Annotated in this window: 34 protein-coding genes and 1 pseudogene; 31 read left to right on the forward strand and 4 right to left on the reverse strand. The window is 53.5% G+C overall.

The features are described from left to right. Positions 1–20: 20 nt before the first annotated feature. The gene (locus tag ELB75_RS00150; protein WP_126982163.1) at positions 21–215 is read right to left on the reverse strand and encodes a hypothetical protein; all 195 of its coding nucleotides are present in this window, start codon (positions 213–215) and stop codon (positions 21–23) included. Continuing rightward, a complete protein-coding gene (locus ELB75_RS00155; protein WP_126982164.1) occupies positions 212–400 on the reverse strand; it encodes a helix-turn-helix domain-containing protein in 189 nt (62 codons plus the stop codon). The genes ELB75_RS00150 and ELB75_RS00155 overlap by 4 nt, the downstream gene beginning before the upstream one ends. A 107-nt stretch (positions 401–507) precedes the next feature. On the opposite strand from ELB75_RS00155, the gene ELB75_RS00160 reads away from it, so the two are divergent. The 21 genes from ELB75_RS00160 (at position 508) to dtd (ending at position 13,954) form a co-directional block, all read left to right on the forward strand. Further along, complete coding sequence (locus ELB75_RS00160) at positions 508–1,131, forward strand: LexA family protein (RefSeq protein ID WP_126982165.1); 624 nt, start codon at positions 508–510, stop codon at positions 1,129–1,131. Between the two features lie 15 nt (positions 1,132–1,146). Beyond that, the gene (locus ELB75_RS00165) at positions 1,147–1,401 is read left to right on the forward strand and encodes a hypothetical protein (protein ID WP_126982166.1); all 255 of its coding nucleotides are present in this window, start codon (positions 1,147–1,149) and stop codon (positions 1,399–1,401) included. A gap of 121 nt (positions 1,402–1,522) precedes the next feature. Continuing rightward, positions 1,523–2,485, forward strand: a complete 963-nt coding sequence (locus ELB75_RS00170; protein ID WP_126982167.1) for a hypothetical protein — start codon at positions 1,523–1,525, stop codon at positions 2,483–2,485. Further along, positions 2,482–3,318 carry a DUF3037 domain-containing protein gene (locus ELB75_RS00175; protein ID WP_126982168.1) on the forward strand — a complete coding sequence of 279 codons (837 nt, stop codon included), beginning with the start codon at positions 2,482–2,484 and terminating at the stop codon, positions 3,316–3,318. The genes ELB75_RS00170 and ELB75_RS00175 overlap by 4 nt, the downstream gene beginning before the upstream one ends. 396 nt (positions 3,319–3,714) lie before the next feature. Next, positions 3,715–4,026: a hypothetical protein gene (locus tag ELB75_RS00180; protein ID WP_126982169.1), complete on the forward strand. Its 312-nt coding sequence runs from the start codon at positions 3,715–3,717 to the stop codon at positions 4,024–4,026. A gap of 11 nt (positions 4,027–4,037) precedes the next feature. Beyond that, positions 4,038–4,280 (forward strand): hypothetical protein, encoded by a 243-nt coding sequence (locus ELB75_RS00185; protein ID WP_126982170.1) that lies wholly within the window; start codon positions 4,038–4,040, stop codon positions 4,278–4,280. 203 nt (positions 4,281–4,483) lie between these two features. After that, on the forward strand, positions 4,484–5,068 hold the full coding sequence (locus ELB75_RS00190; protein ID WP_241236092.1) for a DUF4760 domain-containing protein: 585 nt from the start codon (positions 4,484–4,486) through the stop codon (positions 5,066–5,068). 69 nt (positions 5,069–5,137) lie between these two features. Further along, entirely contained in the window at positions 5,138–5,386 is a 249-nt protein-coding gene (locus ELB75_RS00195) for a hypothetical protein (protein WP_126982171.1), read from the forward strand. After that, positions 5,383–5,718: a hypothetical protein gene (locus ELB75_RS00200; protein ID WP_126982172.1), complete on the forward strand. Its 336-nt coding sequence runs from the start codon at positions 5,383–5,385 to the stop codon at positions 5,716–5,718. The genes ELB75_RS00195 and ELB75_RS00200 overlap by 4 nt, the downstream gene beginning before the upstream one ends. A 13-nt stretch (positions 5,719–5,731) precedes the next feature. Continuing rightward, positions 5,732–6,244 carry a hypothetical protein gene (locus ELB75_RS00205; RefSeq protein WP_126982173.1) on the forward strand — a complete coding sequence of 171 codons (513 nt, stop codon included), beginning with the start codon at positions 5,732–5,734 and terminating at the stop codon, positions 6,242–6,244. Next, positions 6,241–6,867 carry a lambda exonuclease family protein gene (locus ELB75_RS00210; RefSeq protein ID WP_126982174.1) on the forward strand — a complete coding sequence of 209 codons (627 nt, stop codon included), beginning with the start codon at positions 6,241–6,243 and terminating at the stop codon, positions 6,865–6,867. Before ELB75_RS00205 ends, ELB75_RS00210 begins: the two co-directional genes overlap by 4 nt. Next, positions 6,864–7,298, forward strand: coding sequence for a single-stranded DNA-binding protein (locus ELB75_RS00215; RefSeq protein ID WP_126982175.1), 435 nt, complete (start codon positions 6,864–6,866; stop codon positions 7,296–7,298). The genes ELB75_RS00210 and ELB75_RS00215 overlap by 4 nt, the downstream gene beginning before the upstream one ends. Positions 7,299–7,306: 8 nt before the next feature. Further along, on the forward strand, positions 7,307–7,612 hold the full coding sequence (locus ELB75_RS00220) for a MazG-like family protein (RefSeq protein ID WP_126982176.1): 306 nt from the start codon (positions 7,307–7,309) through the stop codon (positions 7,610–7,612). Further along, positions 7,609–7,974, forward strand: coding sequence for a DUF551 domain-containing protein (locus tag ELB75_RS00225; RefSeq protein ID WP_126982177.1), 366 nt, complete (start codon positions 7,609–7,611; stop codon positions 7,972–7,974). The genes ELB75_RS00220 and ELB75_RS00225 overlap by 4 nt, the downstream gene beginning before the upstream one ends. 26 nt (positions 7,975–8,000) lie before the next feature. Continuing rightward, on the forward strand, positions 8,001–8,411 hold the full coding sequence (locus ELB75_RS00230; RefSeq protein WP_126982178.1) for a hypothetical protein: 411 nt from the start codon (positions 8,001–8,003) through the stop codon (positions 8,409–8,411). Then, positions 8,408–8,617 (forward strand): hypothetical protein, encoded by a 210-nt coding sequence (locus ELB75_RS00235; protein ID WP_126982179.1) that lies wholly within the window; start codon positions 8,408–8,410, stop codon positions 8,615–8,617. The genes ELB75_RS00230 and ELB75_RS00235 overlap by 4 nt, the downstream gene beginning before the upstream one ends. A 142-nt stretch (positions 8,618–8,759) precedes the next feature. Next, positions 8,760–9,014 (forward strand): hypothetical protein, encoded by a 255-nt coding sequence (locus ELB75_RS00240; RefSeq protein WP_241236093.1) that lies wholly within the window; start codon positions 8,760–8,762, stop codon positions 9,012–9,014. 10 nt (positions 9,015–9,024) lie between these two features. Beyond that, entirely contained in the window at positions 9,025–9,228 is a 204-nt protein-coding gene (locus ELB75_RS00245; protein ID WP_064084432.1) for a DUF4224 domain-containing protein, read from the forward strand. 12 nt (positions 9,229–9,240) lie between these two features. Beyond that, a complete protein-coding gene (locus tag ELB75_RS00250) occupies positions 9,241–10,275 on the forward strand; it encodes a tyrosine-type recombinase/integrase (RefSeq protein WP_126982180.1) in 1,035 nt (344 codons plus the stop codon). A 153-nt stretch (positions 10,276–10,428) separates the two neighbouring features. Beyond that, positions 10,429–13,176 carry a DNA gyrase subunit A gene (gyrA, locus tag ELB75_RS00255; RefSeq protein WP_126982181.1) on the forward strand — a complete coding sequence of 916 codons (2,748 nt, stop codon included), beginning with the start codon at positions 10,429–10,431 and terminating at the stop codon, positions 13,174–13,176. 319 nt (positions 13,177–13,495) lie between these two features. Further along, complete coding sequence (dtd, locus tag ELB75_RS00260) at positions 13,496–13,954, forward strand: D-aminoacyl-tRNA deacylase (protein WP_126982182.1); 459 nt, start codon at positions 13,496–13,498, stop codon at positions 13,952–13,954. Positions 13,955–14,102: 148 nt separating this feature from the next. Here the strand turns inward: dtd and ELB75_RS00265 are convergent, their stop codons facing one another. Then, a complete protein-coding gene (locus tag ELB75_RS00265) occupies positions 14,103–14,741 on the reverse strand; it encodes a hypothetical protein (RefSeq protein ID WP_126982183.1) in 639 nt (212 codons plus the stop codon). Positions 14,742–14,843: 102 nt separating this feature from the next. Between ELB75_RS00265 and ELB75_RS00270 the strand changes: the two genes are divergently transcribed. The 5 genes from ELB75_RS00270 to secF all read left to right on the forward strand — a co-directional run bounded on the left by ELB75_RS00270 (position 14,844) and on the right by secF (position 19,493). Beyond that, positions 14,844–15,191, forward strand: coding sequence for an arsenate reductase (locus tag ELB75_RS00270; protein ID WP_126982184.1), 348 nt, complete (start codon positions 14,844–14,846; stop codon positions 15,189–15,191). A 3-nt stretch (positions 15,192–15,194) separates the two neighbouring features. Continuing rightward, a complete protein-coding gene (locus ELB75_RS00275; protein ID WP_126982185.1) occupies positions 15,195–15,929 on the forward strand; it encodes a UDP-2,3-diacylglucosamine diphosphatase in 735 nt (244 codons plus the stop codon). Between the two features lie 418 nt (positions 15,930–16,347). Then, positions 16,348–16,650 carry a preprotein translocase subunit YajC gene (gene yajC / locus ELB75_RS00280; RefSeq protein ID WP_126982186.1) on the forward strand — a complete coding sequence of 101 codons (303 nt, stop codon included), beginning with the start codon at positions 16,348–16,350 and terminating at the stop codon, positions 16,648–16,650. Between the two features lie 67 nt (positions 16,651–16,717). Next, positions 16,718–18,550, forward strand: coding sequence for a protein translocase subunit SecD (secD, locus tag ELB75_RS00285; protein ID WP_126982187.1), 1,833 nt, complete (start codon positions 16,718–16,720; stop codon positions 18,548–18,550). Between the two features lies 1 nt (position 18,551). Then, positions 18,552–19,493, forward strand: a complete 942-nt coding sequence (gene secF / locus ELB75_RS00290) for a protein translocase subunit SecF (RefSeq protein WP_126982188.1) — start codon at positions 18,552–18,554, stop codon at positions 19,491–19,493. 479 nt (positions 19,494–19,972) lie between these two features. Here the strand turns inward: secF and ELB75_RS00295 are convergent, their stop codons facing one another. Beyond that, entirely contained in the window at positions 19,973–20,341 is a 369-nt protein-coding gene (locus ELB75_RS00295) for a diacylglyceryl transferase (protein ID WP_126982189.1), read from the reverse strand. Positions 20,342–20,379: 38 nt separating this feature from the next. On the opposite strand from ELB75_RS00295, the pseudogene ELB75_RS13145 reads away from it, so the two are divergent. The 5 genes and pseudogenes from ELB75_RS13145 to ELB75_RS00315 form a co-directional block, all read left to right on the forward strand. Continuing rightward, positions 20,380–20,489: pseudogene (locus ELB75_RS13145) on the forward strand (IS5/IS1182 family transposase); the annotation flags it as partial. A 270-nt stretch (positions 20,490–20,759) separates the two neighbouring features. Next, on the forward strand, positions 20,760–21,359 hold the full coding sequence (locus tag ELB75_RS00300) for a CDP-alcohol phosphatidyltransferase family protein (protein ID WP_126982190.1): 600 nt from the start codon (positions 20,760–20,762) through the stop codon (positions 21,357–21,359). Between the two features lie 10 nt (positions 21,360–21,369). Next, positions 21,370–21,777, forward strand: coding sequence for a hypothetical protein (locus tag ELB75_RS00305; protein WP_126982191.1), 408 nt, complete (start codon positions 21,370–21,372; stop codon positions 21,775–21,777). Positions 21,778–21,870: 93 nt separating this feature from the next. Then, complete coding sequence (locus ELB75_RS00310) at positions 21,871–22,494, forward strand: DUF2238 domain-containing protein (protein WP_126982192.1); 624 nt, start codon at positions 21,871–21,873, stop codon at positions 22,492–22,494. 181 nt (positions 22,495–22,675) lie between these two features. After that, entirely contained in the window at positions 22,676–24,418 is a 1,743-nt protein-coding gene (locus ELB75_RS00315; RefSeq protein ID WP_126982193.1) for a bifunctional alpha/beta hydrolase/class I SAM-dependent methyltransferase, read from the forward strand. The last annotated feature ends 25 nt before the right edge of the window (positions 24,419–24,443 follow it).

A 24,443-nucleotide genomic window follows, 5' to 3' on the forward strand; every position in this document is an offset into this window, starting at 1 on the left:
TCTTCAAAATATTTGCAGCCCTATTCATCCCTGACCAGCCCTGCCAATAAATCCTGACGGGGTGTAATCTCTCCATACAGTTTTTCGCAGAGCAGTATTCGGATAAGCGGGCTGAGCGATTCGTAGCCGCGTTGCGCGGCCATCATTTTCAGGTCGGCATACAGCTTCTCCCCAAGATACAGCTTGATGGAGAGTAAACATTTCTCATGCTTCATGGCGCTGCTCCGAATATTTCCGCATACAAAGCGCGCAGCTTGTCCATCACGATGTATGAAGGGGTGGTTCGAGTGCCATTGTTCAGCTTCGCCACATAGGCGGTAGAGCAGCCAATATTTTTTGCAATAGCCTCATTACTCAGGCCTTTTTTCTTAATATTCGCCACAAGAGTTCTCGGTTTCATAGTCTTATCCTACTCATCAATAGCTGCATTATAAGTACTAATGTACTAAAAAGGCAAGCACCAAGATACTTGTCCCATTAAGTACAATAGTACAAAAGGAAATTAAGATGAAAACACTACAAGAACGTTTGAAGTTTGCCCGAGCCAAGAAAGGATTGAGCCAAGCCAGCCTAGCAAAAAGCATCGGCAAATCCCAATCCTCTATTGCCGCCATTGAAGCAGGCCGGAACAAGGAAACCACCAATATTGCTTCATTGGCTATGGCATTGGGTGTTAATGCGGTTTGGTTAGAGACAGGTAAAGGCACACCGTTTGGGAGCAGCCCCAACGTCCATGAGCTGGATATACCCCTAAACACCGTTCCACTTATCTCATGGGTTAAAGCCGGCCATTGGGCGCAGGCCATCGATTTACTCCAGCCCGGCGAAGGCGAGCGTATCTCCACCAGTATTAAAGTCCGACCACACACCTACGCCCTAATCGTAGATGGCGATAGCATGGAGCCTGAATTTACCGACGGCGACATCATCATCGTTGAACCGGAAGAAGAGCCCGTCCCCGGCAAGTTCGTCATCATCCGCCAAAACGGCGACGAGGCTACCTTTAAACAGCTCATCAGCGATGGTGGCCGCTGGCTGCTCAAACCGCTCAATCCACGCTATCCCGTCATGGAGATGCGGGATGATGCGGTTTTCTGCGGAGTGGTTAAAGAAAAAATTAAACGTTACTGATTTCTGGAGAGCACCATGAAAACCATCTACATAGCCCAGGCCTTTTCCTACGAGGTCAAAAAAGGCAAGGCCACCACCAAACTGCTCAACGAGCAGCCGATACAGTACGCATCAGCAGACCAGGCAATCAGCCGGGCAAGAAGGATGGCGGAGACTAAGGCCGGAGCGATTGCGATAGCCCAGCAGTTTGACGAGGCTACGGGCGAAGCAGGAGATTATGAAGTGTTGTGGCAGGGTGGGATATTGCCGCAGGGGCTGGTTGAGGATTAGGCCGCGTGTTTTGGTGGAGCGTGTTGGATTAGCCAGCCATAAGGCTGTGTGTTGAAACGTGGAGCGTGTTGGATTAGTTCGGTCATGATATGGCCGTGTGTTGAAAACAAGGAATTGACTGATGGATAATTTTGAAAAAAATGAGCAAGAATCTCAGTTAGAAAATAAAGAATCTACAATAGAAACCAGCTCTGAAGCTGTTTATCACTCTGATATAAACGCCCAGCCCGGATTGTTTCCTGTTGAGATATTACAAACAAAGATAATAGGGAAAGCAACGGCACAAAACCCTTTCTACGCGCAAGGTGCGGATGGGGTCAGCTATGTTGCCAAACCGGCAAGGGATATAGATAATTCGATTAAAACCGACATTGAGCAGCGCAACAAACCATGTAAAATCATATCGGCAATGACGCCGGCTGCTGAAATATTAGGCACGGAAATCGCTAGATATTGTGGACTGGCTGTTCCAGAGTACAATATATTGATAGATATAGAGACTAGGGAGCTATTCTTTGGCTCATGTGTTGAATATGCTCACCAACATGGAGGGGTGCCGCCAGAACGACTGCTATCCTTCATCACGGGAGGAACCCCAGGAGAAGCCGATGTGGTATGTAAGCAACTTTGGGCAACACACGGCATTGATTGCTTCCTTCTTAATATAGATAGGCATCTTGGAAACTATCTGTATATCAATAGTGAGATATTTGGCAACAGTTATATTATGCCATTTGATTTTGGATTGTCTTCATTAGCTATAGATGGATGGCCAAAGAATGACACTCATTTATCAGAACTAAGTCAATTGACTTGCAACTCAAATAAAAACTGGCGTTATATAACGCATGTATTACGAGAAGGACATCCAAGATATGGCTTGCACGAACAAAACTATAAACGGCATGCAGCTAATATGTTGTTGCGGCTAAATGAGATGAATAAAGATCAGTTTTCATCTCTCCTGCACAAGATTCCTGAGCAGTGGTTAGCCGCCAAAGAAAAGCAGACTTTGGCGGAATGGTGGGATAGCCCGCATAAAGAGATTAGAATACAGAAGATTATAGACGAGCAGCTGACATGAAAAAAGTATCTTATAACATCCTCAAGCTCTGCCCTGATGTTTTCCGAGGGGAAGTGGTAAATATTGGCATTGTAGCAGAATGGAAAAACGAGCTTCGTTATATCCTTGTTAAGGATAAACGGAAAGTTAGACTGTTGTCATCAACTTTTTCTGTTTTTGATATTGAAAGCTATTTATTTAGCGCAAATATAATTTATAGAACATACAAAAATATAAATGTATTACGAGAGTTAATACCAAACTCTCAAATATCTATGGAGGATTCCGGTTATTTTATCCTAGAATATGATGATGAAGAGTTATTTAAAGACAAGTTAAACGAACTTTATTTAAAATGGGTAGAATTTCCTAAGAAGAAGAATCCAAAAACAACTCATGATAAAAAACTATCTCAGACCGTTAGAGATTTTTTTAGCAACCAAGGTCTGCTAAGTAGTAACCCTGAAGACTTATATAGCCATAAAATTATTTCAAACTACCCGTTATCTGAAGATAAGGGATTGAAGGCAGATTTACTGTTAAAAAATGGAGAATATCATTTAACAGAAATTATTAATTTCTCTAAAAAGAATGATTTCACCCTTAACTTGCAGCGGGCGGCATTAAAGACCGTAACCATTGAAGAGGCCAAAACTGTGCTTAGTCCGAGCTTGAATGCCTTTTTAATTTATGACCTAAGTGCTGAAGATGAAAGGAAATTCACTCCGCACCTGAATTTATTAAGGGAAAAGGCAACATTGGTAAATCATCGTTCTACTCAAGATATTGCCTCATACTATCGATATATCATAGATAAGACAGATAATCCGCAATTACCCAATCTACATCCATAATCTCAACTCCCTAGCCCCCAGCCCGCCCCGCGCGGGCCTTTCTTTTGCCCGTCAAATCCCGTCCAACTGTAAACCAGTAGCTGACTGTTGCCGCCATGCGCGGCTTTTTTGTTGCCGGTGAAAAATAAATTCAACGGGCAATCAAGTACTAAAGTAATTTATACTGAAATTAAGTACAATAGTACTTTACAAGTATTGAGTACGATAGTACTATACACCCCAACGAAGCAAAACACCGCTTACCGCCACCCTCAAGAAGCAGCAGTCAGGCCGGAGGGGAACTGGGGCAACAGACAGGCCAGGAAGCCGCCGCCCCTATCAACGGTAAACGAATTTTTAACAGAGCCTCTTCATAGAGGAGGCTTGATTAAACATTCGACACAAGGAGAGAGCCTTATGTATTGCATCCAACCAAACTATGACGGCATGTTAGCCGACTACTTGGACGAAATCAGCGCGGCAGATTACGAAGAGAGCAGGCAAGAAGCCGAAGCCCTGCGGCTTGAGAAAGAATACCGCAGCGCCATCATCCGCGAATGGGCGGAAGTAGCCATGATAGACGGCGAAGAAAATTACGGCCTCAACGACAAAGCCACATGGGAAAGCTGGATAGATGATTTCTTAAGTTGGAACAACGAAGAGAGCCTGCCGCTGGATATTCCCATGCCCACATGGGAAGAGTGCGTGGCAGCCCTTGCAGCCAATTAACGGAGAGCATCATGCAAATCAACATAGACGGGAATTACAGCCGCGCCGCCGAAGTGCTGCAGCGCGGCATCAACCTTATCCAAGGCACAACGCTGGATGAAATCCTAGACGAGCTAAGCCAAGAGACACAGGCCGCAATCATCAAGCACATGATGGACAAAGCCAACGACCTTCTCCGAGAGGAAGAGAAAGAGCGCGAAGAAGCGGAACGCGAACGTGAACAGCAGTTCATCGGCCTAGCAGCCAACCAATAGCCACAGATGGCGACAGACCCCCAGCCGGCGGTGGGGCAAAACACCGGCAGCAGGCGGCGGCTGAACTCCTTGTAAGGGCAATCCCCCCTCTAACCACCGCGCGCCTGCACCTTTACATAGGCAATCCTTGAAAATAGTTTAGCGATGCCGTATATTACTAGCCCAAGCAGGGGTTAGTAAAAATTACAAAACATCTCACGGGTATGTTGTTGGTGAAAGCAGCAACTTATATTTTTAACTTTAAAATAAGGAGCTTACCATGGAACATATTTATCTATACACCTTTACCCTCCTTGATGGATGGGATGGCAATGACTGATAATTTAATACACATAGGAACGCCGATATTAACCGCTATCGGCGTTTTTGTTGCCTCTTACGGCATCATGCGCAACACGGAGAATGCCAAGAAACGAGCGACTATCGACATGATAATGGCCGAGCGCAACAACGCAGAATTACAAGCAGCGATTGCACGTGTCAATGAACTTGCTAAAACAAAAGATTGTATATTAGCTACCTATACTGCTGATGAGAATAGATCAGACAGGATGAAAATCATAACTGTGCTGAATCAACGGGAGTTTGTTTGTGCAGGGTTGCTTGGTGGTGCTTTGCATGAAAAAATGTACAAAGACTTTGAATACTCCATGTTGCTCCGAGATTGGGACAACTTGAGCAGCTTTATCTTCGAGATACGACGTATCAGAAACTCTCCCACCGCTTTTCAGGAGTTTGAAACCATTGCACGCAAATGGAAGAAAAACCCATTAAAAGTTAAAAATTAAGTCATCCAGTCTAAATCAATACAACATAAGCCGCCTACATCAGGCGGCTTTTTTCATGGAGACCCCAGAATGAAATCCCCCCTTGCCGCTTGGACAGCGGCTATTTTTATGGGCGTGGCCTTTACCGCCACGCCCACCCTGGACAGCCAAGACCAGTACTTACAAACAGCCCAAACAGAGACCGCCGCCGAACGGGTAGCCAGGCTAGACCGCCAAGCCTCACAGGAAGCCGCCGAACTGGAGCGGCAATATCAAGAGATGGACGACGTGCAGATTATGCGCGGCGTGGTGTATGAGCCGGATGGAGACGACAAATGAGCAAAAGCCAAGAGTTAATCACCAAGCAACACCCCGTCAGCGCGGACGATATTTTACGCATGGTTGCCGGGCTTTCCTCTGCCGCCATACACATTTACGAAACCGATCCAAGCGGGAAGCTCAGCCAACTGCTTGCCGCCGAAGCCATCCCGTCCCTCCGGAAAATCATCCTGCCGATAGCGCAGGAAGCAAGGCAACTGGCCGCAGCAGACGATGCCGAAGCGGATGACTTCGTGGCAGTCGTTACCGCAGCCATCTTGCTACTAGACAAAGCCAATAAAACAGCAATCGAGCTTGGCTTGTCCGATGCAGTACAGCCGACCATTCAATAACCGGAGTTAAATCATGACCCAACAAAACAAAACCCACTATCGCAAAGTATTCGATAGCCCCTACTTGTCCGCCGCCGATATTGTCGAGCCGGTAGCACTTACCATCCGATGCGTTCAAGTCGAAACCGACAAGACCAAAAAGACCAAAGACCAAATGAATACCGCCTACTTTGTCGAGCGCGAAATCAGGGCAGGCGAGCCGTTGAAGCCCATGATACTCAACGCCACCAATTCCAAGATGGTAGCCAAGATAACCGGCAGCCCTTTCTTGGAAGACTGGAACGGGGTAACGGTGGAAATCTACGTAGACCATAACGTCCGCTTCGGGCGCGAAACCGTGGAAGGCTTACGCATCCGCCCCGCCGCCATCCGTCCGAAACGTGAGCTTACCCCGGACAATCAGAAGATGTGGCTGCGCGCCCTTGATGCCTATAAGCGTGAAGGGAATTTAGATTCGGTAGAAGCCCGTGTCCACATCAGCGAAGAGAACCGGCAATTACTTATCCAGCAGGCAGAGCAATCATGAAATGGTACGACATTGAACAGAACAGCCCGGAATGGGATGAACTCCGCGCCGGGCGGCTGACTGCTTCTAACTTCGCCACCATCATGGTTAATCAGCCCAAAGCCTTCAACGATGCGGCCAAGCGCCTAGCCGTGCAAATCGCTTTCGAGCGCATCAACGGCCATTCCATGCGTTCACACTACGGAGACGGCTACCGCAATGCCGACATGGAACGCGGCCACATAGAAGAGCCCGCCGCCCGCGCCTTGTATGAAGCAGAAACATTCTGCACCGTGCAAAACGGCGGCTTTTTCTGTGATGACTATATCGGCTGTTCCCCTGACGGCCTAATCGGAGAGGATGGCGGGATTGAAATTAAAAGCGTACTGCCGCAAACCCACGCCGCCACCAAACGGCGCGGCAGCTTCGACCCAGCCTACCGCTGGCAGATACTGGGCAACCTTGCCCACTCCGGGCGCGAGTGGTGGGATTTTGTCAGCTATTGCAGCTTCGCCCCCGAACCACACCAGCTATTGATTTACCGCGTACACCGCGAGCAATACCGCACACAGATACAGCAACTGCTGGCGCGTGAGCAGCGATTTATCGAACTTATCCAAAAGCAGATGAAGGAGTTTTCATGAGCACCATCGCAGTAGCAGGCCGCTTCACTAAAGACGGCGAAATCCGTATTACCCCGAACGGGCACCACATTCTCAATTTCGGTATCGCTGAAAACGTTTATATCAACGGCAAAGAACAGCCACAGTTTTTCAACTGCCAATTATTCGGCAATCGTGCAGAGAAGCTTGCCCCTTATATCAAAAAGGGCGGGGCAGCTACCGTATTTGGCAGCCTGCAAATCCGCCAATACACCGACCGCCAAGGCATCGAGAGGCAGAGCATCGACATCATAGTCGGCGACATTACCCTGCAAGGCAGCCGCGACCAAGCTCACGCTTCCCAACCGGCAACACATCATGCCGCAGCAAGGCCACACACCGCACAACCAGCACGGCAGCAACCAGCCGAGCCCGTGCCGCAAGATGAAATCGACGATTCAATCCCATTTTAGGAGCAACCATGAAAACATTTACCCAAATCCGCGAATGGGCAGAAGCCCGCAACCTTATCGCCGGCAGCGACAGCTTCCGGCAGCTTGCCAAGCTCATAGAAGAGACCGGCGAACTGGCTGCCGATATTTCCCGTGGCCGCCCGCGCCGCCGTATCGCTGACAGCATCGGCGATTGCGTGGTCGTGCTGACTATCCTGGCCGCACAGAACGGCTTGCAGATAGAAGATTGCATCGCCCAAGCCTATGACGAAATCAAAGAGCGCAAGGGCATGATGAAAGATGGCGTGTTTGTGAAAGAGGAGGATGTGCAATGACACCCGAAAGAATCGAGCGGGAGCGTGAGGCGTTTGAACGCTTTTTATTTAAAAAATTTGAGTTGGACTATGACGACTTAGAAATGCGCGATGTGTATTTCCGTCGGCGAAAAAACGGGGAGTATTTGAATGATACCTTTACCGAGAAGTTTGATATATGGCTTGCCCGCGCCGCACAATCCGAATGGATAAGCGTGGAGGAGAGACTACCCGAAGCGCATGATGATATTTTAGTCTATACCTGTGATGGCGATATTTATCCAATCCTCGCAATATGTAGGGATATAACTTGGATTGGCATTAGTGGAGCAACCCACTGGCAACCGCTTCCCGCCCCACCCACCACAAACCCCGCCGCGTAATGCGGCTTTAATTTTGGAGATTGGAAATGAAAGCACACAAACACGCAGCCTTGATGCTGCAATACGCACAGGATGCGGCAGAGACGGATAGTCCGTGGGAGCGGTGGGAGTTTGAGGTTAAGTCTGGTGTATGGTGCAACCTTAGTGAGCACCCCGCGTGGCTTGAAAATAAGAACTACCGCCGCAAACCGCAAGTAATCCGTGTAGGGCGGCATGAGTTTCCGAAGCCGATTAGTGAAGCGCTTGAAATTGGGATGAAATACTGGTTCATTACATTTAGTGAGGATCTTGGGGAATTTGCCCCATTCCGCGTACCTTGGAATGGTGACAAAGTAGATAAAGCTTATTTAGACAGTCGAGTTATCCACCTGACCGAATCAGCCGCACAAGCTCACGCCGATGTATTGAACGCAATCTGCCAGGGAGACGTAGAATGAACTCATGGCTCATTGACATCATCCATGCCATAGACGGCATAGCCAATGCCGTCTTTTGGTTTTGGTCTGTGTACTACGCGGTGCACATGATTAAATTTCGTACCACTCCCGGGCTGAAATTGCGCTATAGATTGATGTATGCCCTGTCTATTTTGGGCGTGTTATTTATCCCAAGCAAAGCCACGTTGGAGATATTGATTAACTAGGCCGCCTTCGGGCGGTTTTGATTTTGGAGATTGAGACGTGAGCCGGAACCGAAAGCGGAAACCGTCTAAGCCCTACCGTGGGTACTGCACCTTCCCCTTGGTGGGTGCAGATACCTACCGCGAATTCCAGGACACATCCGAGATGTTCGGAGACTTTGCCGACCCCGTGAAACGCAAGCGCATCTTTGACAAGCCCAGAAAGTACCGGTTTGAAATATGGCTGAAGCTGGTAGGCAAGCCGGAGTACGAAATCCGCGAAGCCAAGATAACGGGCGAAGGCGTAACCCGTGAAAACCTTAGCCAGATATTGTACGAGGTAGCCATGCAAGGATTGCGCGAATTAGACGGGTTGGAAGAAGTGGACGGCGAACAGTCCATCATCAAGATTATTATTTGAAGGGGGAAACATGACCAATACCTTTTTAACCCGCGAAGAAATCATCGAACTAACCAGCCGCAAACAACCGAAAAAACAGGCAGAAACCCTGCGCAAAAACGGCATTCCGTTTTTTACCAATGCCGCAGGCTACCCTGTTGTCAGCCGCAGCGTGCTGGAAGGCAAACCGCAAAAACATAAGCCGGATAAGCCCAGGTGGCAGCCGGCAGTCTAGGAGGTAGTAATCATGGGCAGGAAACGAAGCGCCAACAGCAACCTGCCGGACAGGATGCTGGCACGCAAACGCACCCGCAAAAACGGCAAGACCACCGTCTATTACTACTACGACGGGCGGGAAGACGGGCGGCGCAAAGAAATCCCGCTTGGCACGGACTACATTGCCGCCGTCCAAGAGTGGGGCAAACTCGAAGCAGCCAAACTGCCCAAGTCCGCCCGTGTTACCTTCCCAGTTGCAGCCGAACGCTACCTGCAGAATATCATCAGCCACCGCAGCCGCAACACCATTTCCAGCGCCAACAACGCCGTGCGCAAGCTGTCTAAGTTTTTCGGCGGGGAGAACCCGGCGCCGCTGGATGAAATCGAACCGGCACACGTCCGCCGTTATCTCGACTGGCGCAAAGACACCCCAGGCGGAGCTAATAACGAAATCGGTTATCTCAGCGCCATCTTTAACTATGCCAGAGAGCAGGGCTGGACAAGCAAAGAAAACCCCTGCCGCAACGTCAAGAAGCACAGCAAGAAGCGCCGTGAGGTTTATATTGAGGATTACCTGTATCAGGCCGTCTATCAGGCCGCCGGCCAGCAGATGCGTGATTTAATGGACATCGCCTACATTACCGGCCAGCGCCCTGTCGATATAGTCGGCATTCACAGCAGCCACATCCACGAAGGCATCCTGCATATCAGCCAGCAGAAAACAGGTGCCAAGCTGCGTTTTGAAATCAGCGGTAAGCTCAAAGAAATCATCGACCGCATCCACCAAGATAACGGCTACCTGTTTCTCAACAGCCACGGGAAACCACTATCCCGCGCCGCCCTAAGCAGGCAGTTTTTAGAGTTGAGAAAAACCGTCATGCAGCAGCGGCCTGAACTGGCGGCAGAGTTATCCGCATTCCAATTCCGCGACTTGAGAGCCAAAGCCGCCACGGATATTTACTTAGCTGCCGATACCCGCAGCGCTTCCGACCAACTCGGCCACACCTCTGAGCAGATGACCAAAATCTATATCCGGCGCGGTAAAATTCTCAAACCGCTGAAATAGTGTTTTGCGGAACGCCTTTAAAAATTGCGGAAATATAACGGCTGCCAAAAGATGAATTCTATTTATGCAGTATGTATTTATCTATGGCAGCCGTCTTGATGATTGATTATGTGATAAAATAACGCGTTTTAATCGATTGGGCTTTAAATCTCCATGAGCAGCACCCACGACCACCGGTTTGCCAAAGAAACCATCCCCGTCAGCCTCGAAGAGGAAATGCGCAAAAGCTATCTCGATTACGCCATGTCGGTAATCGTCGGCCGCGCGCTGCCCGATGTGCGCGACGGCCTGAAACCCGTGCACCGCCGCGTGTTCTACGCCATGCACGAGTTGAAAAACAATTGGAACTCGTCTTATAAAAAATCCGCCCGTATCGTGGGCGATGTTATCGGTAAATACCACCCGCACGGAGACAGCGCGGTGTACGACACCATCGTGCGCATGGCGCAGCCATTCTCCATGCGCTATATGCTGGTAGACGGCCAGGGCAACTTCGGCTCGGTGGACGGCGACGGCGCGGCAGCCATGCGTTATACCGAAATCCGCATGGCGAAAATCGCCCACGAAATACTGGCCGATATCGAAGAAGACACCGTAAACTTCGGCCCGAACTACGACGGCAGCGAACAAGAGCCGCTGGTGATGCCCACCCGCTTCCCCGCCCTGCTAACCAACGGCTCGGCCGGCATTGCCGTGGGCATGGCCACCAACATCCCGCCGCACAATTTGGGCGACACGGTGGACGCCTGCCTGCAACTCTTGTCCGATCCAGATACCTCTATCGACGCGCTCATCGACACCATCAAAGCCCCCGACTTCCCCACCGGCGCCACCATTTACGGCCTCGCCGGCGTGCGCGAAGGCTACCGCACCGGCCGCGGCCGCGTGGTGATGCGCGGCAAAACCCATATCGAGCCCGTCGGCAAACACGGCGAGCGCGAAGCCATCATCATCGACGAAATCCCCTATCAGGTAAACAAAGCCAAACTGGTGGAAAAAATCGGCGAGCTGGTGCGCGAGAAAACGCTGGAAGGCATTTCCGATTTGCGCGACGAATCCGACAAATCCGGTATGCGCGTGGTGATCGAACTGAAGCGCAACGAAAACGCCGAAGTCGTGCTCAACCAGCTCTACAAACTCACCCAGCTGCAAGACAGCTTCGGCATCAATATGGTGGCCCTGGTCGACGGCCAACCACGCCTGTTGAATCTGAAGCAGATTCTGGCCGAATTCCTGCGCCACCGCCGCGAAGTGGTTACCCGCCGCACCCTGTTCCGCCTGAAAAAAGCGCGGCACGAAGGCCACATCGCCGAAGGCAAAGCCGTAGCGCTTTCCAATATCGACCCGATGATTCAGCTCATCAAAGAATCCGCCGATGCAGCCGATGCCAAAGCCAAACTGCTGGCACGGCCGTGGCAGTCCGGCCTGGTGGGCGACATGCTCAGCCGCACCGATTTGGATTTGAATATGGCGCGCCCCGAAGGGCTACCTGAAAACCTCGGCCTGCGCGAAGACGGCTATTATTTGAGCGACTTGCAAGCCGACGCTATCCTGCGCATGAGCCTGCGCAACCTCACCGGCCTCGACCAAGACACCATCCTCGCCGACTACAAAACCATCATGGCGCAGATTATCGATTTCCTGGATATTTTGGCCAAGCCCGAGCGCATCACCCAAATCATCCGCGATGAGCTCATCGAAATCAAAACCAACTTCGGCGATCCGCGCCGCAGCGAAATCAACCCGTTCGGCGGCGATATTGCCGACGAAGACCTGATTCCGCCGCGCGAAATGGTGGTTACCCTCACCCACGGCGGCTACATCAAAACCCAGCCCACCACCGACTACCAAGCCCAGCGGCGCGGCGGGCGCGGCAAACAGGCCGCCGCCACCAAAGACGAAGACTTCATCGAAACCCTGTTTGTGGCCAACACCCACGACTACCTGATGTGCTTCACCAACCACGGCCGCTGCCACTGGATTAAAGTTTATAAATTGCCAGAAGGCGGGCGCAATTCGCGCGGCCGCCCGATCAACAACGTTATCCAGCTGGACGAAAACGAAAAAGTCTCCGCCATCCTGCCCGTGCGCGACTTCCCCGAAGACGAATACGTTTTCTTCGCCACCGCCATGGGCGTGGTGAAAAAAGTGCAGCTTTCCGCGTTTAAAAACGTGAGCAAAGTCGGCATCAAAGCCATCGCCCTCAAAGAAGGCGACAGCCTGGTGGGCGTGGCGCGCACCTCCGGCCGCAACGACATCATGCTTTTCTCCAACCTCGGCAAAGCCATCCGCTTCAACGAATATTGGGAACGCAGCAGCGACGACGAAGAAACCGGCGACGACAACGACACCGAAATTTCAGGTAGCCAGGAAGACGACAACGCCGAAAGCGCCCCCATCAGCGGCAAACACGGCGTACGCCCCAGCGGCCGCGGCAGCGGCGGCCTGCGTGGCATGAGACTGCCCGAGAACGGCCGCATCGTCAGCCTCATCACCTTCGCCCCCGAGTGCGAGCAGAGCGAACTGCAAGTGCTCACCGCCACCGCCAACGGCTACGGCAAACGCACCCCGATTGCCAGCTACAGCCGCAAAAATAAAGGCGGCCAAGGCAACATCGCCATCAACACCGGCGAGCGCAACGGCGACCTAGTGGCCGCCACCCTGGTGAGCGAAAGCGACGACCTGATGCTGATCACCAGCGGCGGCGTACTCATCCGCACCAAGGTGGAACAAATCCGCGAAACCGGCCGCGCCGCCGCCGGCGTGAAGCTGATTAACCTGGACGAAGGCGAAACCCTCGTCAGCCTCGAGCGCGTAGCCGAAGAAGAGGAAGACGAAGCACAAGCCGCCGAAACCCAAACCTCAGCCGAAAGCCCGAGCCAAGAACAAGGCGAGGCTTAAGCGCCCGCCGAGAAAAGGCTACCTGAAAGCAAAGCGCCAACGAAGTTATAGTGGATTAACAAAAATCAGGACAAGGCGGCGAGCCGCAGACAGTACACACGTTATGGCAAGGCGAGCCAACGCTGTACTGGTTTTTGTTAATTCACTATAAAACCGGCTCTGCACTATTTTCAGGTAGCCTTTTGTTTATCCATCCACTATAAACCATCATCCCAGCAATAGGCAGGCAACCAAGCGGCAAGCCGTAGGCAGCATACCCATACGCAAGGCCAAGCCGCACCCTACCTCTTGGGAACAACCAGAAAGGCTACCTGAAACCATGCGTGCCGTTATCCAAAAAGTCAGCCATGCCCACATCACCGCCGCCGATGCGCCCGATGCCCCGTTCAGCCAAATTCCCCACGGCCTGTGCGTGCTGCTTGGCGTGGGCGGCGAAGACAACGAGGCCGACGTCCGCTATATCGCCGACAAAATCGCCCACCTGCGCATCTTTGAAGACGAAGCCGGCAAACTCAATCTGTCGGTGAAAGACACCGGTGGCGAAGTGCTGCTGGTATCACAATTCACCCTCTACGGCGACGCCCGCAACGGCCGCCGCCCTTCCTTCACCCAAGCCGCCCGCCCCGAACAGGCCGAAGCGCTGTATCAGCAAGTAGCCGCCCTCTTGCGCGGCCACGGCGTGACTGTGGCCGAAGGCCGTTTCCGCACCCACATGCTGGTCAGCCTGTGCAACGACGGGCCGGTAACCATTTTGCTGGATTCGCAAAAAACGTTTTAAAGCGGCACGATAAAGGCTACCTGAAAACTGTATGACAACCGCAGATCGGATTCTTAAGTCCGACATCTCACTTAGAAAAGTACACGGCGGCATTTCCATGCCGCCGTTTTAGTGTGCCATTCTGTTTTCAGGTAGCCTGAAACCGTTGCTACTGAGCGGTCTGCGCCACGCCTTCGGCAGGCGGCAGTTCGCGCATATCGTGCCAGCCGTCGTTGGTTTTCACCAGCGTGGCCTGCTCCACCCGCTTCAGCGGCAGGCGGCTCTGCCAGGCTTCGCTGCCTTGGCGTATCAGGCGCTTGCCCCAGCCGTCCATTTCGATGCCGCCTTCATACACCACGCGGGATACGGTGAGGCCGGCGGCGTTGGTGGCCGGTTCGGTGTAGTACTGCACTTTATCCACATGCTCGCGCCCCAGGCAGAACAGCGGGCCGTTTAGGCTGGTGCGGGTGTGTCTGCGGCCTTTTTCGGTGAGCACGAACACCAGCGCCGCATCGTCATCGTTTTCCTTCAGCCGCTCATACAAACCGGCACTCTCCAAAGCCCGCATCTGCTTAACGGCCGCTTCGTTGATGCGTTTGTCTTCCGCATTGCGGCGCGGCAGTGCAATCCGCTCCGAGCCCAGCAGCGGCGCGTTTGCCCCGTCGGCATCCAAAGCCAGCGGCAGGCACACTTCGTTGGTTTCCGCATAACGCGCCAGCACATCCCGAAACTGCCCCTTGCCCGCTTCCTGCGCGCCGCAACCGGCCAGCAAACCGGCCGCCAGGGCCGCCCATATCCAATGTTTCATAAAGCCTCCAAAATCAAATCTGCCCGGCACGGCTTGTGCCATGACAAAAAAACATCCTGCCCGTACAATGGCGGGGTGAAAACTTAAGGATTATACACAATAATGACCACCCTATACGGCATCCCCAACTGCGCCACCGTGAAAAAAGCTCGCTCCTGGCTGAGCGAAAAGCAAGTGCCCCACGCCTTCGTTAATTTCAAAACTAAGGCCCCCGCGCCCGAACAGCTCGCCCGCTGGCTCGATGCCGTTGGTGCAGACGTTCTCATCAACCGAAAAGGCACCACCTGGCGCAAACTCAGTCCTGCCGAACAAGCTGCCGCCGACAGCCGCGAAGGCGCCATCGCCCTGATACAGACACAGCCCTCCGTGATCAAACGCCCCGTGCTCGAACACCAAGGCCGCGTCTACATCGGCTTTTCCCCCGAACGTTATTCCGAAATCTTCGCCTGAACCATGAACCAAACCATCTTTATCGCCGACCTCCACCTCTCCGAGCACAGCCCCGAGCTCACCGAACTCTTCCTGCGCCAGCTGCACCACTGGCAAAACACCGCCGATGCACTCTACATCCTCGGCGACCTGTTCGACGCCTGGGTGGGCGACGACGACCACTCTCCCTTTAACGACCATATCGCCGCAGAATTAAAAGCATTCGCCCAACACAAACCCGTATATTTCATCCCCGGCAACCGCGATTTCCTGCTCGGCCAAGACTTCGCCAGCCGCAGCTGCATGACCCTGCTGCCCGAGCAGCATCCGCTTACCCTCTACGGCCGCCGATACCTCATCACCCACGGCGACGAACTCTGCACCGCCGACCTGCCCTATATGCAGTTCCGCGCCCAATCGCGCCAGCCGCAATGGCAGGCCGCCATCCTCGCCAAGCCCCTGGCCGAACGCCGCCTGCTGGCACAGCAAATCCGCCAGATGAGCGAGCGCGGCAAAGCTGAAAACGGCAAAAGCGCCGTTTCCGACGTAACCGAAGAAGCGGTATCCGCCCTGATGGCGCAACACCCCGGCGCCGATCTTATCCACGGCCACACCCACCGCCCGGCCACCCACCGGCACACCCTGCCCAACGGTCAAAGCTTCACCCGTTTCGTGCTACAAGACTGGTATGGCAAAGAAGGCGGCTGCCTTGTCGTATCGACCGAAGGCGTGAGTGCACAGCATCTGGCCTTAGATTAGCCAAACCCGCGCAGGAATATTTTCAGGTAGCCTTTCCAGCGCTTAGGAAGGCTACCTGAAAATTTATAGTGGATTAACAAAAATCAGGACAAGGCGGCGAGCAGCAGACAGTACACACGTTACGGCAAGGTGAGCCAACGCTGTACCGGTTTTTGTTAATTCACTATAACAGGCTACCTGAAACCCCTATCCGCAATGCCGCAGATTGTTTCAGGTAGCCTGTGTTAATACCGCTGATAGGGATAGGGATAAAGCCCAAGCTGACAAAATTTCAGCCCGCCGCACACCCGTCCGCCACAAAATCCCCTGCCCCACGGCAAGCGCGCCTAAATTTCCATTCCACGGGTTGGAAAAACCCCGCCGCCCGTTTACAATGGCACACTTTCATTTTTCCATTTTCTTTTTGGAGTCTTGCCCCATGTTGCATTTCCCACTCGCCGCCGCGGCTCAGCCCGACCTGATGAGCACCGTGCAGAGTTTCCTCCCGCTGATTTTCCTCTTCGCCATGCTCTACTTCATGATTCTCCGGCCGAAACAGCGTGACGAGAAGCGCCGCCGTGAGATGCTCAGCGAACTGAAAAAAGGCGACAAAGTGATGACCGGTGCTGGCATGATCGGTAAAGTTTCCAAAATCGGCGAAGAAATCATCGGCCTGGAAGTTGCCCCCGACACCGTGGTCGAGTTCCACCGCGACGCCATCATCAAAAAGCTCGACAGCTAACCTTTTCCTACGGCGCAGCAGCCGCATTCCGGCCACGCTGCCCGTTTTCCGTTTCTGAAAGCCCGTTATGAACCGTTATCCGCTTTGGAAATACCTGCTGATTGGGCTGGTTATCGTTGTATCCGCCATCTACGCCCTGCCCAACCTCTACGGCGAAACCCCCGCCGTGCAGGTTTCCACCAACCGCCAGTCGATCCACATCGATCAAACCACCGAACAAGCCGTGGCAGAGGCGCTGAAGGCAGCCAACATCCAGCACAACGGCATGTTTATCGCCGACGGCAGCCTGCGCGTGCGCCTGCCCAATGAAGAGTTGCAGAGCAAAGCCCGCGACGTTATCGAGCAGAAATTGGGCGACAACTACATCATCGCCCTCAACCTGATTGCCAATACGCCCGACTGGATGACCAAACTCGGCGCCAACCCGATGTTCCTTGGTCTCGACCTGCGCGGCGGCGTGCACTTCACCATGCGCGTGGACATGCGCGCGGCAGTGGACAAAACCTTCGACCGCATCTCCGGCGATTTCCGCCGCCAGCTGCGTAAAGACAAAATCCGCACCGGCAATATGCGCCGCAGCGGCGACACGCTGATTGTGCCCTTCCAAGATGCAGCCACCCTGCAAGCCGCCCTGCCCAAGCTGAAAGAAACCGCACCGGATGCGGAATTGAGGGCGGACGGCAACAACTTGGTGGTGAGCCTGCCCGAAACCACCCAAACGCAAATCCGTGATGCCGCCGTGAAGCAGAACATCAACACCCTGCACAACCGCGTGAACGAATTGGGCGTGGCCGAGCCGATTATCCAGCAGGCCGGCCCCGACCGCATCGTGGTGCAGCTGCCCGGCGTACAAGACACCGCCAAAGCCAAAGACATCATCGGCCGTACCGCCACGCTGGAAGTGCGCATGGTGGCCGACGACCCCGCGCTGCTGCAACAGGCCGAAGCCGGCAACGTGCCGGCCGGCTATGAATTGCTGCCCACTGCCGAAGGCGGCCAACTGCTGGTGAGCAAACAAGTGGAATTCACCGGCGACAACATCAACGATGCCCAAGCCGGCTTCACCCACGACAACCGCCCGTCGGTAAACCTGAAGCTCGATAACGCCGGCACCAGCATTTTCGCCGACCTGACCCGCAACAATGTCGGCCGTCGCACCGCCATGATCCTGATCGACCAAGGCAAAGCCGAAATCGTTACCGCGCCGACCATCAACGAACCGATTCCTGGCGGCAATGTGCAGATTTCAGGTAGCATGAACGTGGCCGAAGCCAACGACACCGCGCTGCTGCTGCGCGCCGGCTCGCTGGCCGCACCGATGGAAATCATCGAAGAGCGCACCATCGGCCCGTCTATGGGTAAGGAAAACATCCAAAAAGGTTTCCACTCCACGCTGTGGGGCTTCTTGGTTGTGGCTGCCTTTATGGTGGTGTACTACCGCCTGTTCGGCGTCTTCTCCGTACTGGCGCTCACTGCCAACCTGTTGTTCCTGGTTGCAATCTTGTCGCTACTGCAAGCCACGCTCACCCTGCCCGGCATTGCGGCCATTGCGCTCACGCTCGGTATGGCCATCGACTCCAACGTGCTGATTAACGAGCGTATCCGCGAAGAGCTACGCGACGGCATCAGCCCGCAACAGGCCATCAGCGAAGGCTACCGCCACGCTTGGGACACCATTGTCGACTCCAACATCACCTCGCTGATTGCCGGTATTGCCCTCTTGGTGTTCGGTTCCGGCGCGGTGCGCGGATTTGCCGTGGTGCACTGTATCGGCATTCTCACTTCCATGTTCTCATCCGTGGTGGTTTCTCGTACCTTCGTTAACCTCTGGTATGGCCGCCGCCGCAAACTGAGTAATTTGTCCATCGGCATCATCCTGCCTACCGCCAAGGAGCACTAAGATGGATTTCTTCCACCGTTTGAAACACGACATCCCGTTCATGAGCTACGGCAAAATCACTACCCTGATTTCGCTGATTACCTTCATTGCAGCCGTGTTTTTCCTCGTCACCAAAGGGCTCAACTACTCGGTTGAGTTCACCGGCGGCACCGTTATCGAGGTGCAATACGCCAAAGAAGGCGCCGACCCGAACCAAGTGCGCACCCGCCTGAACGAGCTCAAAATGGGCGAAGCCCAAGTGCAAAGTTTGGGCACCAACAAGCAGCTGATGATCCGCCTGCCCAACCGCCAAGACATGACCTCTGCCCAGCTCTCCAACAACGTATTGGAACTGCTGCGCAAAGACCATGCCGACGCCAGCCTGCGCAAAGTTGAATTCATCGGCCCGCAGGTGGGCGAAGAGCTGGTTACCCACGGCCTGTTGGCCTTGGGCATGGTGGTGGTCGGCATCATCATCTACCTCTCCGTGCGCTTCGAATGGCGCTTCGCCGTATCCGCCATCATCGCCAATATGCACGACGTGGTGGTGATTCTCGGCTGCTTTGCCCTGTTCCAATGGGAGTTTTCGCTCACCGTGCTGGCCGGGGTCCTGGCCGTGCTCGGCTATTCGGTGAACGAATCGGTGGTGGTGTTCGACCGTATCCGTGAGAATATCCACAAACCCGCCATGCGCGGCAAAACCATCCCGCAGATTATCGACAACGCCATCACCGCCACCATGAGCCGTACCATCATCACCCACGGTTCTACCGAAGCCATGGTGGTATCCATGTTGGTATTTGGCGGCGCGGCCCTGCACGGCTTTGCCATCGCACTCACCATCGGTATCGTGTTCGGCATCTACTCCTCCGTACTGGTAGCCAGCCCGCTGCTCCTCTTCTTCGGCCTCACTCGCGAAAACATCCACAAACCACAGAAACAGAAAGAAGAAGCCGTGGTATAAGCAGCCGCTCATTCCGACAGGCATCAAAACGGCATAGGCTACCTGAAAACGCCTATGCCGTTTTATATGAACCATTTGTGCCAGCTTGACCTGATGCAGACTCAATTTATCGTGAATTGGCAACAATAACCAACCGAACCCCGGCACATATAGTGGATTAACAAAATCAGGACAAGGCGGCGAGCCGCAGCCAGTACATACGTTACGGCTAGGCGAGTCAACGCTGTACTGGTTTTTGTTAATTCACTATACATACCTCCTCGGCATAACAAAAGGCCACCTGAGACCCTAGCAGATTTTCAGGTAGCCTTTGCGATAAATGGCACCTGGTAGCGACAGCATATGGCTCAGCCAAAACAGCAAACCACCAAAGATGCACAAATAACGCCAATGCAATACAAAAGGCTACCTGAGAATACAACGTTTCTGCGAAACGGAAAATTCAGGTAGCCTTACTCAAACCCGCACGGCTGCGGTGTTTATTTAAATTGCGAAGCCGTAACCGCTGCTTTTTGTACGCATTCAGCCTGGACTCCCAACCAGCCGGCAGCCAGGCTGCAGCCGTTTTGCTCCAGCCAAAAGTAACCGCCGCCGGCCACCACGGCCACAGCCAGACGCACCCCGAGGTTGGTGCCGAATTTATCCACCAAATACATCATCACGGCCGCCCACACCCATACCAAGCCCCACTGCAGCGTCCAAACCGTAGTCGGGTCAGGCACTTTCCACTGCATGAAGCTGTTGGCTACAATAGCGATAATGGCAAAAAACAGCCCCTCCAACAATACGCTCGGCTCACGGTCACCCATCCAAAGGCACCAAAATCCCAATACAAACGCCATCAACATTTTTGTTTTCCCTTTCCAGCGGTGTTGCTTTCAAAAACTATAGTGGATTAAATTTAAATCAGGACAAGGCGGCGAGCCGCAGACAGTACACATAGTACGGCAAGGCGAGACAACGCTGTACTGGTTTAAATTTAATTCACTATATTTATCAATACCCCCAACAATCTGCGATGCAGCTCAATCATCGGGTTGAATTATCCGCGTATTTTACCCTTATATACAAATTCCTGACAATTCCTAAACCCCATTATCCATCAGCTTACAAACCCAGTTGTACCATTTCAGACAAACGCACCCATCCTGCTACCAGCACTTGCCAAAAATATGGCCAATTGCTTCATTTCGATACCCAACAAACAGCAACCATTTACTGCTTTCATCTATAATACAACCATACCCACCATTGAGACTGCCCACCATGAGCATCTACGCCCTCAAACCCAAATTCCAAAACCTGCTGCGCCCGTTGGTGCGGCGGCTGTATCAAAAAGGCGTAACGGCCAATCAGGTAACCGTGTTCGCCTGTGCGGTATCGATTGCGCTCGGGTTGTTGTTATCCGGCTTGGCGCACCTTCCGGCGTTATTTTGGCTCATGCCCGTGTGGCTGTTTCTGCGCATGGCGTTGAACGCGGTGGACGGTATGTTGGCACGTGAGTTTGGCCAACAGTCGGCCTTGGGCGGCTACCTGAACGAAATCACCGACGTAGCCGCCGATGCCGCGCTGTATCTGCCTTTTGCCTTTATCGCCCCATTCGGCGGCGTGCAGATTGCCCTGTTTATTTGGCTGGCGGCCATGACGGAATTTTGCGGCGTTCTGGGGCAGGTACACGGCAACGGGCGGCGTTATGATGGCCCGTTCGGCAAGAGCGACCGTGCCTTCTTCATCGGCGCGCTGGCGGTGTGGTATGCGGCAGTTGGCAGTTTCCATATCGCTTACTACGCCCTGATGTGGCTGGCCTGCGCGGCATTGGCTTACACCTGCTATCGGCGCATCATCAACGGTTTAAAGACTACCTGAAAATCCAATTATGAAAAAAGTATTCAATGCATGGACGGTATTTTTGCTGCTACTTATCGCTATCTACACTTATCGCTTCGCCGGGATAACCGGTTGGCACAGCAAAGGGCTGTGGCTGGGTGTCGCCATCTGTGTGGGCTTGGTCTTCTTAGATGCCTATTTAGAAGCCGTGCGGGAAAGCGGACAATACAGCCGCTTTGAACGCTGCGTTACCAAAATCTGGGCTTGGTTTGCCGTGGCTTTTTTCAGCACCGCCGCACTGGTCTTTGCCGGGGCAACCGTTTGGTTGCTGGTGACGGCCGTGCAGTCTATCCCGCGTTCGATTCCGGCCGCAGTGCTGATGTTTATGCTATCCTTCGCAACCGCCCTGTTTGTGATTGTGATGCTGAAACACCTTCAAAGGAATTTGAATTATTGATTTTCAGGCAGCCTCCTACAAAGAAAAGGCTACCTGAAAATCCCGGCAAGATTGGAACCAATCAACATTTATTCCCTTCCACACATCAACCCTATGCAAAAATCCTTCCCCATCGTCCCCCTCTTCCTCGCCGTTTTCATCGCCGCACTCATCGTCTGGTCGGGCATCAACCCGTCCGACCGTGCCGTTTGGTATGCCGAAATCGTCCCCGTGTCCGCCATATTTATCGCGCTCATTGCCACTTACCGCCTGTTCCGCTTTAGCAACCTGGCCTATGTGTTCATGAGCTTCTGGCTGATTATGCACACCATCGGCGCACACTACACCTTCGCCGACGTGCCCTTCGATTGGGCCAACCGCCTGCTTGCCCCGTTTTTAGGCGAAGGGCGCAACCATTTCGACCGCGTCGGCCACTACATCATCGGCTTCTACGCCTACCCGATGGCCGAATGGCTGCTGCACCGCAAACTCTGCCGCCTACCGCTTGCCCTGTTCTTTGCCTTGTTTTTCATCATGAGCGTGGCCGCCACTTACGAAATCATCGAATGGCAGTATGCCGTAATCGACGGCGGCCAGGCCGGCATCGAAGTGCTCGGCTCGCAAGGCGATATTTGGGACGCGCAAAAAGACATGCTCTCCGACACGCTGGGCGCGCTCACTTCCTTATTCATTTTCCTGTTTACCCGCCCGGACAAACGTTTGGGCAGCCAATCTTAATGTTAAAGGCTACCTGAAAACGCACCCAACCGATTTTCAGGTAGCCTCTTTATAGTGGATTAACAAAAATCAGGACAAGGCGGCGAGCCGCAGACAGTACACACGTTACGGCAAGGCGAGACAACGCTGTACTGGTTTTTGTTAATTCACTATAAAATGTATCTCACCAAGGAGTACACATATGCAGGAACAGCAAAAACACTTCGCCACCCAAGACGGTACCGAACTTTTCTACCGCTACCGCCCCGCTGCCGACGGTTCGGCCGATAAAGCCATCGTGCTGTTCCACCGCGGCCACGAGCATTCCGGCCGGATGATGTTTGTTGCCGACGAACTCGGTTTCGACGATTTTGCCTATTTCGCATGGGACGCGCGCGGCCACGGCCACAGCCCCGGCGAACGCGGCGACAGCCCGAGCATCGGCACTTCCGTTGCCGATGTGGACGACTTTATCCGCCACATCCAAAGCGAATACGGCATCAAACCCGAAAACATTTGCGTGATCGCGCAAAGCGTCGGCGCAGTATTGGTTTCCACTTGGTTGCACGACTACGCGCCGAAAATCCGCTGCGTCGTATTGGCATCGCCCGCATTCAAAGTCAAACTCTACGTTCCTTTTGCTCGCACCGGTCTGAAAATCATGCAGAAATTGCGCGGCAATTTCTTTGTAAACAGCTACGTCAAAGCCCATTACCTGACGCACAACAAAGAGCGCCAAACCAGCTACGACAACGATCCACTCATCGCCCGCGCCATTTCCGTGCGCATCCTGCTTGGTTTGTATGAGGCTGCCGAACGCGTCGTCGCCGACGCGCAAGCCATTACCACGCCCGTGCAGCTTTTGATTTCGGGCAGCGACTGGGTGGTTCATCACAAACCGCAACACGATTTCTACAACCGCCTGGGCAGCCGCATCAAAGAACGCCATATCCTGCCCGGCTTCTATCACGACACCTTGGGCGAGCAAAACCGTGAAATCGCCTTTGTCGAAATGCGCCGCTTTATCCGCCAGCGTTTCGACAACTCACCCCTACCGGTTGATCTGACCCAAGAGCACCTACACGGCGACAGCCGCCGTGAAGCCGACGAACTGGCCACACCTTTACCCATCTGGTCGCCGCGCGGCGCATTTTGGGCGGTTTACCGTGCCTCCCTCGACCTCGGCGCACGTTGGAGCGAAGGTTTGAAAATCGGCAAGGAAACCGGCTATGACTCCGGCAGTACGCTCGATTATGTGTACCGCAACCAGCCGCAGGGCAGCAACGCCTTTGGTGTGGCGGTGGACAAACACTATCTCAACGCCATCGGCTGGCGCGGCATCCGCCAACGCAAAATCAATATCGGCAAAGCGATTCAGGTAGCCTCTGCCAAGCTGCGCGAAGCGGGCAAACCGGTACACGTTCTCGATATTGCCTCGGGACACGGTCGCTATGTGCTCGATGCGTTGACTGCCGACACGTTGCCCGATTCCATGCGCCTGCGCGATTACAGCCCGATTAACGTCGAAGCCGGACGCAAGCTGATTGCCGAACGCGGCCTGCAAGACACGGTTACCTTCGACGAAGTCAATGCCTACGACCGCGCCAATTATCAGGATTTACAGCCCCGCCCCACGCTGGGCATCGTTTCCGGTCTGCACGAATTGTTTGCCGACAATGATTTGATTTTGAACTCGCTCTACGGCTTCGGCGATGCGATTGAAGCAGGCGGCTACCTGATTTACACCGGCCAGCCGTGGCATCCGCAGCTTGAAATGATTGCCCGCGCACTGACCAGCCACAAAGCGGGCAGCCCGAACTGGGTAATGCGCCGCCGCAGCCAGCAGGAAATGGATCAGCTGGTCGAGAAAGCCGGATTTGAAAAAATCCGCCAATGGATAGACGAATACGGTATTTTCACCGTGAGCCTGGCGGTGAAAAAATAAAATAAGAAAAGGCCGCCTGAAAATC

The sequence above is a fragment of the Eikenella corrodens genome (assembly GCF_003990355.1).
GTDB classification, from domain to species: Bacteria; Pseudomonadota; Gammaproteobacteria; order Burkholderiales; family Neisseriaceae; genus Eikenella; species Eikenella corrodens_B.